The following is a 14,302-nucleotide window of genomic DNA, read 5'->3' on the forward strand; positions in this document are numbered from 1 at the left end:
CAATGAATTTTGACCTTCCTTTTCGAGATAAGTCAAAGAGTTAATCTGCACGTATCATACACATGTACCAGTTTCTCGTGCTTCAGCGGGCATCTTTTAGACCAGATCATCGGTGCGCCTTTTATTTCCTCTTTGGTTTTTCAAGTATAACGTTTTTGAGACTTGTGCCGAATGACAGCTTCGGGTCGAAACCTGAGAAAATCGCTCTCCAAAATTCTGAATTTTCAAATGTCGCCTTTTCGCTAATTGCTGCCGGTAAAAACCTCAGCGTTGAACATCAACTCAGGGTTGAGAGCAGCCCCAATCTTTATTGATGTTTTGTTCTGAAAGTCACTTTTGAAGGGATAGAATCCCTACGCATTTCGATTTGCTGCAATCCGTTCCGCGATGACATGCACCGCCTCGAGTTCGCTGCAGTTGCGCTCCCGCATAATCGCGCCACGCTCTGCCTTTTCGTGTTTCTCGGTCATGGCAAGCGCAAGTGATAGCGGCGGCGGGACATTGCGAAATAGCGCTTCCATATTGTCTGAGAGCACGACACCTTCGACATACTTGCCCGGCTCCTTGCGAGCCGACAGCAACAGACTGCGCTGTACGTCAGTCAAATCCTTGAAGCGGGCGATTTGTTCCACCTCCTCCTTAGGCATCACCATGCACAGCCACCACTCCATCATGTTGAGCATCTTGCGACTGGCATCCGGGAAGTCTTCCAGATTCTGGGTAGCAATCCAGAACCAGGCGCCGAGCTTGCGCCACATCTTGGTGATCTTGACTACGTAACGCGCCAGCAACGGATTGGTGGTAATGATGTGCCCTTCATCAGTCACCACCAATGTCGGCCTTGCATCGTGCTGGTGGCGCTCTACCAGATCGTTGATATGGCTCATCATGGAGATGTAGGCGACGGTGAGCTGATCTTCGTAGCCTTCCCGGGCCAGTAGCCCCATCTCCAGAATCGTGATGTCCGCCTCGGGCCAGGGGGTGCCCGGCCGGTTAAAAAAGTGTCCGGCAAGACCTGAACAGAACAGCGCCATGCCGTCCCCCATCTCGATGGCACGGTTGCGCCGGTGATCCGGCAGGCTTTCATCGTGACCGATACTCTGGAGTGCGGCGACGACATCCTGGGTGAGCACCTGATCGCGACCAGCCTCCTTGACGGTTTTGGCCGCTAGGAAAATCGCATTACGGATCAGCAGACGGTCAGCCCGGGTCATGCGCGCATCCTCGCGTTCATCACCCCCGGTGATCATGATGCGGGCCGCAATCTCCATTTCGCCGAGTACATCACGGCCGGTGCCCTCCTCATCCAGCTCGTCGTCTTCTTCCAGTGCATCCGGATCATCGCGCAATTGCTGCTGACGTTCCTTCTGCAACACACGCAAGGCGTCGGCAAACGGCGGCAAACTAACATCGGTATTCGGGTTCAGGGTAACCTGGTTGACAGCCAGGCCATGAGCCTGAAACTGCTGACCCAGCAGAGAGAAGGAACCGCCGGCCTCGATGATGAAAATGCGCGGGCGGTACATGGCGGCCATCTGCTGCAGCAGATAGACCAGCATTGCCGACTTGCCGGCGCCGGTGGGACCGAGGATCAGCATGTGAGCGTTCTTCTTCCGATCAGCCCGGTGCAGGGGATCAAAAACAAGAGGTTCGGCGCCCCGGTTGAAGAACACTAGCCCCGGGTGCCCGGTACCTTTGGATCGGCCATACAGCGGTAGAAGATTCGCCGTGTGACTGGAAAACACCAGTCGTGATCGGCGACTGGATTTCTCCAATGTGGCATCGTAGGCCATGGGAAGATTGCGAATATAGCTGTCGAGCGCCAGCAGATCGGCCTCATGCAGAATCGGTTGCAGCCCGTTGGGTAGCAGCAGTGCATTCAGCTGATTGACATTGGCGCGCAGGATCTTTATGTCGTCACCGCGCACATAGAAAGCAATGCCCAGCGGATAGAGCTTGTTACCGCGCGCCATCTCCCGCTCCACGGCCTCGGCATCTTCCTTGGTGAGTTCGACCTCCGCGGAGTCCCCCACCGCGGCACGTTTGACCTGGGCGATGTGGTTTCTCGTGAAGTCCTGGGGCCTGGCCGTCAGGGTCATTACCATCACGGTGTACTCCGGGAACCGGTCGAATAACGAGAAGACGTGATCACCGGACTGGCGCTCTGCGGTCATGTGACCGACCTCAGGCGCCCGGCGCAGTCCCTGAACGGTCACCAGCGTATGTGGCAGATCATCGAACCACCAGGTGGCTGAAGCATTGTCCGAGCGAGGCATCGTCAGCGTCAGGCGCTCGGCAAGATCATGCCCGAATGGCAGGTCTTCATCCCCCGGATAGGGGGCAATCTCGAGCAACTTGTCGGGATCACCACCCGTAATCTCAGGCCTTGGGTTGAACCATTTCAGCAACCACTCGTAGAGGTCCCGACCAGTACCTCGGCGTACCCGAATCCCTGCCGAGGCCAGTGAGGCCACCCACTTGGTGGCCACATCATTCAGGGATTCCTCGATTTCCACGGCCGAAGGCACACGACCATTGGGTTTCAGACGACGATACAAAGTGGCCCGCACACGCCGGATCTGGCCTCGCCACTGGGCACCGGTTACCGCGGTGTCTTCAAAAAGACCACCGGGACGAGTGATCCGGACGAGATGCTCCGACAATGTTTGCTGGAAGTGGCGGGTATAGTCCGACTCCCGTGCACCAGGCTGGGCATAGTTCGCGATTTCTTTCTCGAATCCTTGAAGACTTGGCTCGTCCTGAACGTATACCTGCAAGATCCACGGGGCATCGTCTTCTTCAGGGATGGCATCGGTCAGCGCGGTCTGGATCGCATCACGCAGCTGAGTCATGAACGCAGGTGTACGTGCCTCGGTACCGGCCGGGATCAGATCGAACAGGGCGCCGACACTGATCCCGTCCTCCAGCAGAAAGGTACGGCTTGCCGGGTTGTATTCCATCCACGGCAAGAAGTCAGTAAACGACGGCGGACGTTCATACATCTGCTTGACCTGGTTCGTCGTGACTGGCAGATCGTCATTTTGTTCGTCACGCTTCGAGGGTGTAGGGACTGACTTTATGAGACTCACCGGCGGACACCGCCCTGCTGACTACTGACTTCACCGGGTAGCGCATATTCCACCTGCTCGTACATCGGGAACGCTGTCGTATAGCCGGGCACCGGTGCTCCGGCATCACCGGCCAGATGCGGAAAGATGTACATCACTAGCGTCGGGTTGGGCAGGCGAGGAAACAGCACATCGATCTCGTTGAAGGCATCTCGTGTGTAGCCATGCAGCGCCGTCTCTCCCGAGACGATGGGGCGGTCACCCAGCTCGCCACGAATGGCCTGGGGATTGTCAGCATTCATCTCGTGCACGTGGCCCTCATAAATAGCCTTCATCGAAGGGCCATCCTGGGGTAGTACGGTGTCCTTGGTGCTGGCGCAACCGGCCAGCACCAGGCTAATCAAGCCGAGTACGGCGATAAAGGTCGAGGGCGGTTTCATGGGTCAGTTTCCTGCCAGTGGTATCGAAATCAATAGGGAGCTCCCGGTCAACATGGATGGCAATGCGGATGCCGGCCGGGACAAAGACGGCATCGAAGCTCTGGGACTGGCGCTCCAGCAACCACTTCGACACTTCCTCGCTACCGCCGGAAATGGTCTTGCCCAATACGAAGCGGCCGGTATCACCGCTGACGCTACTGGTAACACTGCCCGCATTGCTCACCACCGAGGTTGTCTCGGCATTGGCCGCCGCTTCCGCCGCAGCCTGGATGGCGGTCACGCCGATACGTTGGCTGAGAAATGCCGGAGCGTTGGTCTTGCGCTCGCCAGTGATGCAGGGAATGCCCTGTTCATCCGAGATCCAGCCCAGTGGCTTCTCTGCACCACCACCCTGATTGCCCTGGTCGTCGCCGGAAATGGTTCGGATGGTGCCATCCTCAAAGACGAAGGTGACCGAATCGAGGCGACCGGTCACACATGAAAGCGTCCAGTCTCCAACAGCGGTCCCACTCCACACCATGCCTTGAACACCAGGCACCGTGAGACCATTGGCGGCCAGGTTATCAGCGCCGGTGATGACCTTGAACGGCATCGGATCACGTACCTGTCCCTGTACTGGCACCCGACCAACCAAGGCCGTCATGGCCGTTGAACCGATCAGGGTGGCGTTACGGGGAACCGTATAAACGGGATTGACGGTGCTGAGTTCCTGAGCTATTGCCTGTTTGAGTTTTGGGGTCTTCTCACTGGCCGATGTCAACGCACCTCCGGTGGACTGGCCTGCCCTTTGCAGCAGGCTGTTTCCATTGGCTACTAACTCAGCATCATCGACAACATCCAACGGTTCGACCCAGATCAGGCTGTCAGTCGTTGCAGCACCTTCTCCGACATCATCGAGGCCCAAACCCACCGGGATATCGTTACCGCTTTGTGCGGGATAACGCTGGGAAAGAGACTGGGACAGAGCATCCACACGTGCCGTCAGGGAAGAAAGCACACCGGCATCGATCCGGTCGCGTGACTCCCGGTCCTTTTCATGAGAGAGCAGCTCACGCTTGACCCGGGTTGTGACGTTTTCCTCGATCTGGTGACGATTAGCCAGCAGTTCACGGTTCTCTTTACGCAGCTGATCATTGTCTTTGCGTAGAGCCTGTACTTCCGTGGTCATGGACGCGACATTGGCCGTCAGCGTCTTGATGGTATCGGCAGGACTGTCCGCATCCGGCGCGGGTGCCTGGGGTACGCTCTCCAGAACAAGTGCATCTTCAGGTTCCTGCGAACAGGATTTCAGGGTGACGAATACCAGCATCAGCACGACAGCGCCGGCAAGCAGGGGTAAGAGTCGGTTGGAGGTTGCAATCGCCATGGTAAGCCCTAGTGCGAAACGCTGAACGGCCGGGCGGAGATCAGATAGACAGCGGTGGTATCAGCCTCATCGCCTTTGGGAAACAGACGGTGGTGCTGAAAGGTTGCCGTCAGCCAGGTGCCGCGCAAGTTGCGTGGGTCCAGTGTTAGCGCCTGTTCGGTACGGTTGGTGAACTTGACCGCCGTGACATAGAGACCCTTGGCGCGCCATGCCACCAGCGGGACCCCTTCAACGGCACCACCATGGTACAGATCGACGGGGTCACGACTGACCGGAACCCGAACAATACCGGGTTGGTCTTTGACCAGGCGAGCCGGGGCATAGATCTGCTGGGCAGCGAAGCGGGTCAGCTGAATAAAATCAGGCCGCTCCTGTTCCGGCTCATGTCCGCCAGTTGCCTGACTATTTTCACTGCCTTGTTCATCCGTCCCATAGATTTGAATCGGATGGCCCGGCCCACCCTCTTCAGTGGCTGTGACATCAAGCAGGTAGATACGTCCACTATCGAGTTCACGTACCATGAGTCGGTTGGAACCGAAGGACGTGTGCGCCAACAAGTAGACCATCCCATTGACACTCTGCGTACGCAGCACACCCTGAACCGAGGCCGGCACACCCACTTTTACTGTGGCGGGAAATTCAATCCGCTGCTCCTGACCAACCACGAGTTCCAATCGGATCGGCGCTTTCTTCCACTCGATCCGCTCCAGCGCTTCCGTCTCGGCATGCGCGAGCGACTGCATCAGAAGCAGTGTCACGACCAGCAAGGTAGCCATTACTGAATAGTTCGATGTTTCTTGTCGCATGGGTTGCTCCTGCTACTGTTCTTGCCCGGCATCTACACCGAGTTCCGATTCTTCCAGCCGGCGTGGCCCGTCACTCGCAAAGCCGTCCAGCGCCAGCCCCCAGGGATTGGCTTCCGGATCGACCGCGAGACTGACCACCCGCAAGGGATAGCGAATGGCGGTTTTCTTCACAGTCATGCCTTTCACTGACTCGAACAGATCGAGGTCCAGCCAGACCACCCAAACGCCGGGCGCGAGCACATCGACTCGACGTTCCTCGTAGCCATGTCCGGCAATCTCATGCACACCTCGCACCCGGTAGGCCAACTCACCCTTGCGGCCTTTCTGTTCCAGATCGGCCATGAGTTCCGTCCGGTATCGCGGCGTCACATACGGAGAGATGCGGAAGATGGCCTTGCCATAGTCCTTGGCTCCATCGTCGGGCCAGCGATTAAGCTGCTGGAAGATGTAAAAGGCAAAGGCATACACATTGGCCGCCGGCACTTCGTCGACCGAAAGCGTCGCCCCGGAGCGAAGATCTGGAGGGACATGCACCGTCAACTGCTTCGGCGCCTGACTCCAGCCAAACCAGAGAACCAGAATCACGACGAACTGAAGGCCGATCACCACCCATAGTGAGCGCAGGTGGGCGCGAACGTTATCGATCTCGGTGCGGTAACGTCGCATACCGTGTTCTCCCAATATCCCAGGCGCCACTGCGCCGAATGAACGGCGAGCTGCGCAAACCATGGTCCGACAACCAGATGGCAATCTGTTGCTGGTAATAGCCATCCGGTCGGCCACGTTTCAGCCGCTGGAACAGTCCCGCCATAACGATGACTGTTCCCACGACACCGACACCGGCCATGCCGAACCCCATGGTGACCGCGCCCAACAAACCCGCCAGGAGGAGGCTAACGGGTAACCAGATGAGCGCGGCCACACCCACGATGATGCCCAGTTCGGACGACGAGCAGCCCTTGAAGATCGCCGGCTCCACATTGAGCCGGTCGGCCAGAATATCGTCACGATCCGACATCGGTTAAATGACGCCTGCAGCTTCGGTGAGCAGGTAGCTGGCAAAGATCAGCACAATCGCACCGACAATACCGAGCACACCCACTTCGGCCCATTCGGCCTTGCCCTGGCGAGCCTCGTTAAACTTGGCGAAACCGAGATAGGCGATCCACAGGAAACCGAGCACGGCAATCGCCAAGCCCAGAACCAGACCGCCATCCTTGATGTAACCGGAAATGAGCGCAATCCAGTCACCGGCCGCAGGCGCGGTACTGGGGGCGACCGGGGTCGGCAACGCCGCCAAAACCGACTGGCTTGCCGTAACTGCAAACAACCCAGCTGCGGTTACCACCTTTTTTACTGCTTTCTTCATCATTACTTTCTCTCCGAGGTAACGGGGTTGCCCCCTGTTATAAATACCGGGGAACTCCCCGAATCCCTGCAGCAATGGCCAACGGCCGCTACCGCAGATAAAAACCCAACACCATGAGCACAATGCTGGCGCGCAACGTCGCCCAGACCACATCGAACAAAACGACCTGCCCGTTCTGCCAGGCACGGAAGGTGCCTAGCGAAACCCAAATAACCCAGACGAACGCCAGCACCAGCACGACCGATGCGATGCCGGTCAGCAACGTGGCCGGTGTAAAACCGGAGCCCGCCTGAAATGCCGTGTTCTGTGCTGCCGTCATGACCTGACATCACCGACGGTAATCGCCGCGCAGGGGCGGGAAAGTTCGGGGCTCCGAACGTGGTGCATCGATGTGCTCCTGGATCCCGAGTCGAATCCGATCAAGATCCTGGCGCAGCCACTCATACTGGAAACGAACACGGGCATCCGAATTGGCTTGCGAAGCCGCTTCAGTCATCAGTGGTTCAATGGCATGTAGTTCGTGGATGATCCGGGCGAGTGCTGCCCGCTCACCGTCTGCGTCAGCAAAGGCAAACTGAATCGGCAATACAGCCGCCAACAGCCCTGAGACCAGCGGTTTGGTAATTTGCATGGATGTCCTCCCCTTGTTGCGCATGACGCGCATGGTGGGGGATTCGGGGAGGACTAGATATGGAAAATCAATTCAGAAAGGTGCGGGGTTTTCCAACTTTGAATAAAGCAAAAAATACCATTAAACACTTGACTCCGTACCTAAGTACGGCGTTTACACTCAAAATGTCCCCAGGTTTGTGGAGTCACAGCCCATGCGATTGACCAGTCTTTTTGATACCAGCGGCGCGATCGGTGCCATTGTCGCGGCCATGGGCTGCGCGTCCTGCTTTCCTGCGCTCGCCGCCCTGGGGGCCTCGATCGGCCTCGGCTTTCTCTCCCCGTACGAGGGGCTCTTTATCAACACCCTGCTACCCGTGTTTGCGGGTATCGCGCTGGCCGCCAATCTCTTGTCCTTCGTTTCCCATCGCATCTGGTATCGCCTGCTGGCGGGTATCGCCGGCCCCTCGATGGTGCTCGCCACGCTCTACCTGTTCTGGACCGACAACTGGAGCACCTACCTGTTCTATGCCGGTTTGGTGGTGATGCTGGCGGTTGCTATCTGGGACATCGTCTCGCCGCCGCGCAAGGTCTGCGCGAGTTGTGAGATCCCCCAGGGGGAAGCGCAACATGACTGACTCGAATACCGCCTTCCAGCGCACCGCGACACACAGCCATGGCTCGAAGCTACTGGGTTTCTCGGCTCTGGTACCGGGGATCGGCGCGGCACTGCTGCCGGCCGTCACCTGCCCGGCCTGCTGGCCGGCCTACGCGGGTCTGTTGAGTTCGCTGGGGCTGGGTTTCATCGACTACAGCCCTTGGCTCATTCCGGTTACCGTGGTCTTTCTCGCGATCGCACTGACGACCCTGGCATTGGAAGCTTACAAGAAGCGCACCTATGGGCCACTGCTGCTTGGCGTCATCGGCTCGACCGTACTGGTGATCGGCAAGTTCCAGTTCGAATCTGAAGTCGCCTTGTATATCGGTGTCGTACTGCTCATCGGAGCATCCGGGTGGAATGCGTGGCCGCGCAAGGCCTGTCGGACCAATCCACAGAACAATGCATGTAATTGTAAATAGGGGACAACAATGGCGTTCGTCACATTGAATATCACCGGTATGACCTGCGAGCACTGCGCCAAAAGCGCCCAGGACGCGCTCAACACGCTGCCCGGGGTTTCCGCGTCCGTGTCCTATTCGCAAGGTGAAGCACAAATTGAATCGACGAACGATATCGACACAGCCCTGCTTCTCAGAGCAGTAGAGTCAAAAGGCTATGGCGCGACTCTGCAAACCGATAAACATGAACCTGCGAGGGGGATGGGAGAAGACAAGCTGACGGTTGCCATCATCGGCACCGGCTCTGGCGCCTTTGCCGCGGCCATCAAGGCTGCCGAGGAAGGTGCGCAAGTGACCATCATCGAAGAGGCGGATGTGATCGGTGGCACCTGTGTGAATGTTGGCTGCGTACCGTCCAAGATCATGATTCGTGGTGCGCACATCGCCCATCTTCAATCTCATCATTCATTCGATGGAATCGCGTTGAACCGGCCGCCCATCGACCGTGCCGCGCTGGTCAGACAGCAGCAGGCCCGAGTCGTAGATTTACGTCATGCGAAATACGAAAACATTCTGGAGACCAACCCCGACATCAACTTGATCCGTGGCTGGGCTCGTTTCCAGGATACACACACGCTGATCGTTACGCAGGCTGACGGTTCAGAAAAAACCGTGACGGCGGATCGCATCCTCGTCGCCACCGGTGCCCGGCCCGCCATACCGGAGATTCCAGGACTGAAAGAAACGCCCTACTGGACATCCACCGAGGCCTTGATCGCTGATCAGATACCCGAACACCTGGTGGTCATTGGTGCCTCGGTCGTCGCGCTGGAACTGGCCCAGGCCTTTCTGCGCCTGGGATCGAAGGTGACCATTATGGCGCGCAGTGTCTTTCTGTCGAAAGAAGACCCTGCAATTGGTGAAGCTCTGGTCAAGATTTTCGAAGAGGAAGGCGCACGAGTATTGTTGCACACGTTACCCGAGTCGGTGGCATACGATGGCAATGAATTCATCCTGCCGTCAGCCGTGGGGGAGACACGGAGTGATCGGTTGCTGGTCGCCACCGGCCGCCGTCCAAACTCCGACCGACTCGATCTTGGCAAGGCAGGGGTCGAAACGAGACGTGACGGCGCCATTCTCATCGATGATCACATGCGCACATCGGTCGAACATATCTATGCGGCCGGTGACTGCACCAACCAGCCGCAGTATGTGTATGTCGCGGCAGCGGCCGGTACACGCGCCGCCATCAACATGACGGGCGGTGATGCAGCGCTGGACCTGTCCGCTATGCCCGCCGTGGTATTCACCGAACCGGCTGTGGCGACCGTGGGCCTGACCGAACAGCAGGCGAATGATCAGGGTATCGACACCGAGTCACGCACTCTGGATCTGGAGAACGTACCGCGCGCGCTGGCCAACTTCGACACACGCGGTTTCATCAAACTGGTAGCAGAAAAGGACAGAGGCCACCTGCTCGGCGTCCAGATTCTGGCGCCCGAGGCCGGCGAGATGATACAGACCGCGGTGCTGGCGATCCGTAATCGCATGACTGTCGACGACTTGGCCGGCCAGCTGTTTCCTTATCTGACCATGGTCGAAGGACTGAAGCTCTGTGCCCAGACATTCAGCAAAAATGTCGAGCAACTGTCCTGTTGCGCAGGCTGATGTGCGTTCTTGGTCACTGCCTCCATTTTACCGTCGTTTAGGTATATGGTTGCGGTAACTTTTGCAACGCGTACGCACGAGCAACCTGTGGGGACGAACACCGAAAATGAAAGCGACCAACCATGTTATGACTGAAAGTATGACCATTGGCATCCTGGCCAAGGCGGCGGGTGTCAACGTCGAGACCATTCGTTACTATCAGCGGATCGGACTTGTCGACGAACCGGACAAGCCACCGCAGGGTTACCGGCGCTACCCGGCTTCCATTATCGATCGCATCCAGTTCATCAAACGCGCCCAGGATCTGGGATTTACCCTCAACGAGATTACGGACCTCTTGTCCCTGAATGACGGGAATTGTGAAGAAGCGCGGACGATTGCGGAACACAAGCTCGAAGGCATACACCGGCGGATTGAAGACCTGACTGCCATGCAAAGTGAACTGACCAGACTGGTCAAGGCCTGTCGACGAAATGCCGATGGCCGGGGTCACTGCGCCATCATCCAAACCTTGACCAGGTCCAATGGGCGCTAACAACTGCCGGGAATAAGAAATCGTCTCGAGTTGTGAATTTTCAAAGATATTTCTTGAACGTACTCGCCGTGACCGCCACCGTCAGCGCAAACAACGTTGCAAACGGCAAGATGACAAAGGTCGGATGCAGACTGAACGGCAAGGCGAGATAGGTGACCCAGGTCAACACGACAAGGGGCAAAGCCGCCTTCTTCGCATAGTGGTAGACAAAGGAACTCTCCCGTCCCCCACCCCATCTCCGCAGATCGCGCTGCACCAATCCATCGACGAGCGCGACCAGGCTAAACAGCAAGAAGATCGGCATCGCCAGTGTCAAAATAGCCAGGCGCACTGAAAACACCTGCGTCACCTGCATCATGGCCAGTACGTACTCTGACATGGGTTTATAAACCTTATGCAGCGTCGCCCTGACGCCCTGCTCATACTTCCGTGGAGGCAGTGACACCCATTGGATGAAATCCACAAACCGCGTCACCTCGAAAAGGTAGTGGTAGGAATTATCGGCGAACCGTTTGGCGAATCGTGCCGGATCGGAGGTCACAACGCTGCGTCGAAAATCATTGTCGAGATAACTGATCTCCGTTACCAGCATGGTACGACTGTGGTCCGTCCCTTCATCCGGCCACCAGAACATCATACCGACCCACTCGATGATGATCGAGAACAACAGCGAGAACAGCAGCCACAGAATAAGCTTCGCGACAGCCGACAAGGTCTTCGAGAACAGCCCTTGCTGAACTACCCGGCGACGAGGATCTGCCACGGCCTCAGCCATCGGAGGCCTCCGGCTCTGACTCGAGTTCGCTGACATCCGGCGCAGCTCCCCACCACGGCTCCTGCACCCGGTACCAGTGATCGTTGGTGATGTAGGTGCGCTCCATCTCATTGGTGATTTCGGTGAGCGTTTCAGGCATATCCGAGTCCGTTGCGGGCAACGGCATGCGAATCTTCCAGAGCTGGCCACCCTCCAGGAGGGCAAAGGCCTGCCCTTTAGGCAGCGTGATCAACTCGGCCGGTGTGAGCAACGGGACTTCTGAAACACTGATTCGGTCCTCGTTACGGGAGCTGAAATCGATCCCGGAACCCGGATCCGAGGAATCGTTGACACCCGAGACACTCATCAAGGTGAACACCTCAACCTTGGGTAGCTGGTCGGTGAGCATCTCGGCCGTGGCCAGCTCTTTCACCCTTAGCATGATCATCGTGTTGAAGTTACCGGCTACCTGACTGGCTTTTGCACGATTGCCGATGCGCGCTTCGACATCCGACCAGGTCTGGGTGTAGGCCGTGACCTGAAAGCCGGCGCCACCGGCCTTGTTCAACAATGGGACGAACTCGTCACCGATCAGTTCATTGAACTCATCGGCATGCATGGAAATGGTGGGCGGTGTATCGATGGACTCACCGTCTACGCCATGCTTGTAGATATGCCCGGCCACCGACACCAGATCGGCGAACATGGAATTGCCTACTGCGCTGGCCACTGTGGTATCAGTCAGGGCATCCAGCCCGACATAGACGATCCCCTTGCGTCGGATGACTTCCATCCATTCGAAGATCGGTCTCGTATCGTTCTTATCCAGATAATCCGGGGAGATAAGTTCGGCGATATTGCCCGTGGTGAGCTTCTCCATCAGGGGTCCTACGGAACTGACGATCTTGTCGAAATAGGTCTTGTCGTACTTGAAGGCAGACACCAGCCCATCGAGGACAGGATCATAGAGGTCCTGTGCCTGCAGGTGCCGCATCAGGGCGATAGCTTCTTTACTGCGACCCCGCAGGGCCGCCGGCAGGTTACGTTCCGAGATCTTGCTCGACAGTTCCTCGACCTGCTCCTTCCAATCCTCTGCGCCGTGTCTATCCAGATGCGCCTCGGCATACTCCGTGAACAGAGGTTCAATATCGTTGATGTAGCGTCGGACCTGCTGGTAATCCGGACGGCGGTTTAGTGCCACGAGTGCGCGAGCAATGATGTTGACGAATCGCCAGGCGAACTCCTTAAAGGCCGCCGAATTTCCTTCACTGGGTAACTGGTTGGCGATGCGGGTGGCAACCTCGGTGATTCGCGAGAAGTTGCCGATGGCGTTGTAGCGAGCCGAAACCTGTGGAAACCCCAGATGGAACATATAGAAGTCCTTAGTCCGTCCGGCCCGTTTGGCCTCTGCATATACACGCCGTAACAAACCGGCATCGCCCTTGGGATCAAAAACGATCACCACATCCCCGCGACGGATGTCCTGGGTGATGAGGATCTCGGCCAGCCTGGTCTTACCGACGCGAGTGGTCCCCAACACCAGGGTATGCCCCACCCGCTCACCGATATCCATCCACACGTCCTGTTCGTCCGGCTCGACGGCATGCAGGGCCGGTTTACCACCGACCGCCGGCAACGGAGCCAGGGGATTCCACCAGGCCCGCACCCGGAACAGCCGCGCCAGCAAACTCAGAATCGAGACCGATTCCCAGGCGACCTCCTTCCGGCGCGCCCATTGATACAGGGTTCCCGGCTGGACGTAACGCTGGACCTCCGGCCGGATGGTATCGCGCAGGCGCTGGGTGTGTTTCTGGGTCCAGCGAAAGCCCCGGCCCAGAAAGAGCTTGCGGCGACTCAGCGGGATCTTGCGGGAACGCACCTTATATACGGGCAGTCGGCGCATGTTGCCCTGGTAGCGCAGCACCCGCCAGGCCTGCCGGCCCCGGATCACGCCGATCAGGCCCAGTACGGCGCCAGCGCCATAGGCCACACCCGGCGGCATCATCAGTGCCCATGGGGCCAGAATGGCGATGGCTGCCGTGGCGAACGCAACCAACGTCGACCACAGCTCAACCGGGGGTCGCAGCAGGGCCTCGATGGGATGCGCGCTCACTGCTCGATGCCGTGCGCCGAGATTAGCACCGGATAATGCGAAACGCTCAGTGCCTTCGCGATGTCGCTGCCCGAGGCTGGTAGGATCGATAGGCCGTCAGCCAATCTAGCAATCGTTCGCAAATCATCCATCGTCTCGGCCTGCACCAGCATCCCGACGGCACCGATCTCCTTGAGCCGATCGCGGTGTGTCTGTAGCCACTGTCGGGAACGGCTGTCTGACCCGATCAAGAAAAATGGCCGCGTGAACGGCCGGTCATGCGCACGAGCCAGAACCGGCCCCGGTGTCAGGTCGGGTGATTGAATGGGCAACCAGGCTTTAGGATCGGCTGCACCGAGTGATGGTTTTATCTGGATTGGGTTTTGCTTCGGCATGCCTTCTCTCGATTCGAAGACATCAAGAAACGGCGCTATGGAATGAGTATGCCCGCTGTCATATATCACAGTCAGATCACCCCGGGCCGTGACAGGCACCAGCAGGCAACTCATGACCATGAGCTTCCGACAATAAAGACT

16 protein-coding genes are annotated in these 14,302 nt (G+C 57.9%); 4 read left to right on the forward strand and 12 right to left on the reverse strand.

Annotation, left to right across the window (positions count from 1 at the left end):
- Positions 1 to 353: 353 nt before the first annotated feature.
- The 9 genes from A3GO_RS0111050 to A3GO_RS0111090 all read right to left on the reverse strand — a co-directional run bounded on the left by A3GO_RS0111050 (position 354) and on the right by A3GO_RS0111090 (position 7,680).
- Positions 354 to 3,089 carry a conjugative transfer ATPase gene (locus tag A3GO_RS0111050; RefSeq protein ID WP_084610017.1) on the reverse strand — a complete coding sequence of 912 codons (2,736 nt, stop codon included), beginning with the start codon at positions 3,087 to 3,089 and terminating at the stop codon, positions 354 to 356.
- Positions 3,086 to 3,508 (reverse strand): TIGR03751 family conjugal transfer lipoprotein, encoded by a 423-nt coding sequence (locus A3GO_RS0111055; RefSeq protein WP_157606789.1) that lies wholly within the window; start codon positions 3,506 to 3,508, stop codon positions 3,086 to 3,088. The genes A3GO_RS0111050 and A3GO_RS0111055 overlap by 4 nt, the downstream gene beginning before the upstream one ends.
- Positions 3,465 to 4,874, reverse strand: a complete 1,410-nt coding sequence (locus A3GO_RS0111060) for a TIGR03752 family integrating conjugative element protein (protein ID WP_029133454.1) — start codon at positions 4,872 to 4,874, stop codon at positions 3,465 to 3,467. Before A3GO_RS0111060 ends, A3GO_RS0111055 begins: the two co-directional genes overlap by 44 nt.
- An 8-nt stretch (positions 4,875 to 4,882) precedes the next feature.
- On the reverse strand, positions 4,883 to 5,680 hold the full coding sequence (locus A3GO_RS0111065; RefSeq protein WP_245621721.1) for a TIGR03749 family integrating conjugative element protein: 798 nt from the start codon (positions 5,678 to 5,680) through the stop codon (positions 4,883 to 4,885).
- A 12-nt stretch (positions 5,681 to 5,692) separates the two neighbouring features.
- Positions 5,693 to 6,346, reverse strand: coding sequence for a PFL_4703 family integrating conjugative element protein (locus A3GO_RS0111070; RefSeq protein WP_029133456.1), 654 nt, complete (start codon positions 6,344 to 6,346; stop codon positions 5,693 to 5,695).
- Entirely contained in the window at positions 6,318 to 6,698 is a 381-nt protein-coding gene (locus A3GO_RS0111075) for a TIGR03750 family conjugal transfer protein (protein ID WP_029133457.1), read from the reverse strand. The genes A3GO_RS0111070 and A3GO_RS0111075 overlap by 29 nt, the downstream gene beginning before the upstream one ends.
- 3 nt (positions 6,699 to 6,701) lie before the next feature.
- Positions 6,702 to 7,052 carry a TIGR03745 family integrating conjugative element membrane protein gene (locus A3GO_RS0111080; protein ID WP_029133458.1) on the reverse strand — a complete coding sequence of 117 codons (351 nt, stop codon included), beginning with the start codon at positions 7,050 to 7,052 and terminating at the stop codon, positions 6,702 to 6,704.
- An 85-nt stretch (positions 7,053 to 7,137) separates the two neighbouring features.
- Positions 7,138 to 7,368, reverse strand: a complete 231-nt coding sequence (locus A3GO_RS0111085) for a TIGR03758 family integrating conjugative element protein (RefSeq protein WP_029133459.1) — start codon at positions 7,366 to 7,368, stop codon at positions 7,138 to 7,140.
- Positions 7,369 to 7,377: 9 nt separating this feature from the next.
- Complete coding sequence (locus tag A3GO_RS0111090; protein ID WP_051302195.1) at positions 7,378 to 7,680, reverse strand: integrative conjugative element protein, RAQPRD family; 303 nt, start codon at positions 7,678 to 7,680, stop codon at positions 7,378 to 7,380.
- A 193-nt stretch (positions 7,681 to 7,873) separates the two neighbouring features.
- Here A3GO_RS0111090 and merC point away from each other — a divergent pair, with 193 nt between their 5' ends.
- The 4 genes from merC to merR all read left to right on the forward strand — a co-directional run bounded on the left by merC (position 7,874) and on the right by merR (position 10,920).
- Positions 7,874 to 8,296 carry an organomercurial transporter MerC gene (gene merC, locus A3GO_RS0111095; protein ID WP_029133461.1) on the forward strand — a complete coding sequence of 141 codons (423 nt, stop codon included), beginning with the start codon at positions 7,874 to 7,876 and terminating at the stop codon, positions 8,294 to 8,296.
- On the forward strand, positions 8,289 to 8,738 hold the full coding sequence (locus tag A3GO_RS0111100; RefSeq protein WP_029133462.1) for a MerC family mercury resistance protein: 450 nt from the start codon (positions 8,289 to 8,291) through the stop codon (positions 8,736 to 8,738). The genes merC and A3GO_RS0111100 overlap by 8 nt, the downstream gene beginning before the upstream one ends.
- Positions 8,739 to 8,747: 9 nt before the next feature.
- On the forward strand, positions 8,748 to 10,385 hold the full coding sequence (gene merA / locus A3GO_RS0111105) for a mercury(II) reductase (RefSeq protein WP_029133463.1): 1,638 nt from the start codon (positions 8,748 to 8,750) through the stop codon (positions 10,383 to 10,385).
- Positions 10,386 to 10,524: 139 nt separating this feature from the next.
- Entirely contained in the window at positions 10,525 to 10,920 is a 396-nt protein-coding gene (merR, locus tag A3GO_RS0111110; RefSeq protein ID WP_245621722.1) for an Hg(II)-responsive transcriptional regulator, read from the forward strand.
- Positions 10,921 to 10,960: 40 nt separating this feature from the next.
- On the opposite strand, the gene A3GO_RS0111115 is transcribed toward merR, so the two are convergent.
- From A3GO_RS0111115 to A3GO_RS0111125, 3 genes are read right to left on the reverse strand one after another with little or no spacing between them, the layout of a single operon-like run.
- On the reverse strand, positions 10,961 to 11,695 hold the full coding sequence (locus tag A3GO_RS0111115) for a TIGR03747 family integrating conjugative element membrane protein (protein WP_029133465.1): 735 nt from the start codon (positions 11,693 to 11,695) through the stop codon (positions 10,961 to 10,963).
- Positions 11,688 to 13,787 (reverse strand): type IV conjugative transfer system coupling protein TraD, encoded by a 2,100-nt coding sequence (traD, locus tag A3GO_RS0111120; RefSeq protein ID WP_211245091.1) that lies wholly within the window; start codon positions 13,785 to 13,787, stop codon positions 11,688 to 11,690. The genes A3GO_RS0111115 and traD overlap by 8 nt, the downstream gene beginning before the upstream one ends.
- On the reverse strand, positions 13,784 to 14,275 hold the full coding sequence (locus A3GO_RS0111125) for an integrating conjugative element protein (protein ID WP_245621723.1): 492 nt from the start codon (positions 14,273 to 14,275) through the stop codon (positions 13,784 to 13,786). The genes traD and A3GO_RS0111125 overlap by 4 nt, the downstream gene beginning before the upstream one ends.
- Positions 14,276 to 14,302 lie beyond the last annotated feature (27 nt).

The sequence above is a fragment of the Sedimenticola selenatireducens DSM 17993 genome, assembly GCF_000428045.1.
GTDB classification, from domain to species: domain Bacteria; phylum Pseudomonadota; class Gammaproteobacteria; order Chromatiales; family Chromatiaceae; genus Sedimenticola; species Sedimenticola selenatireducens.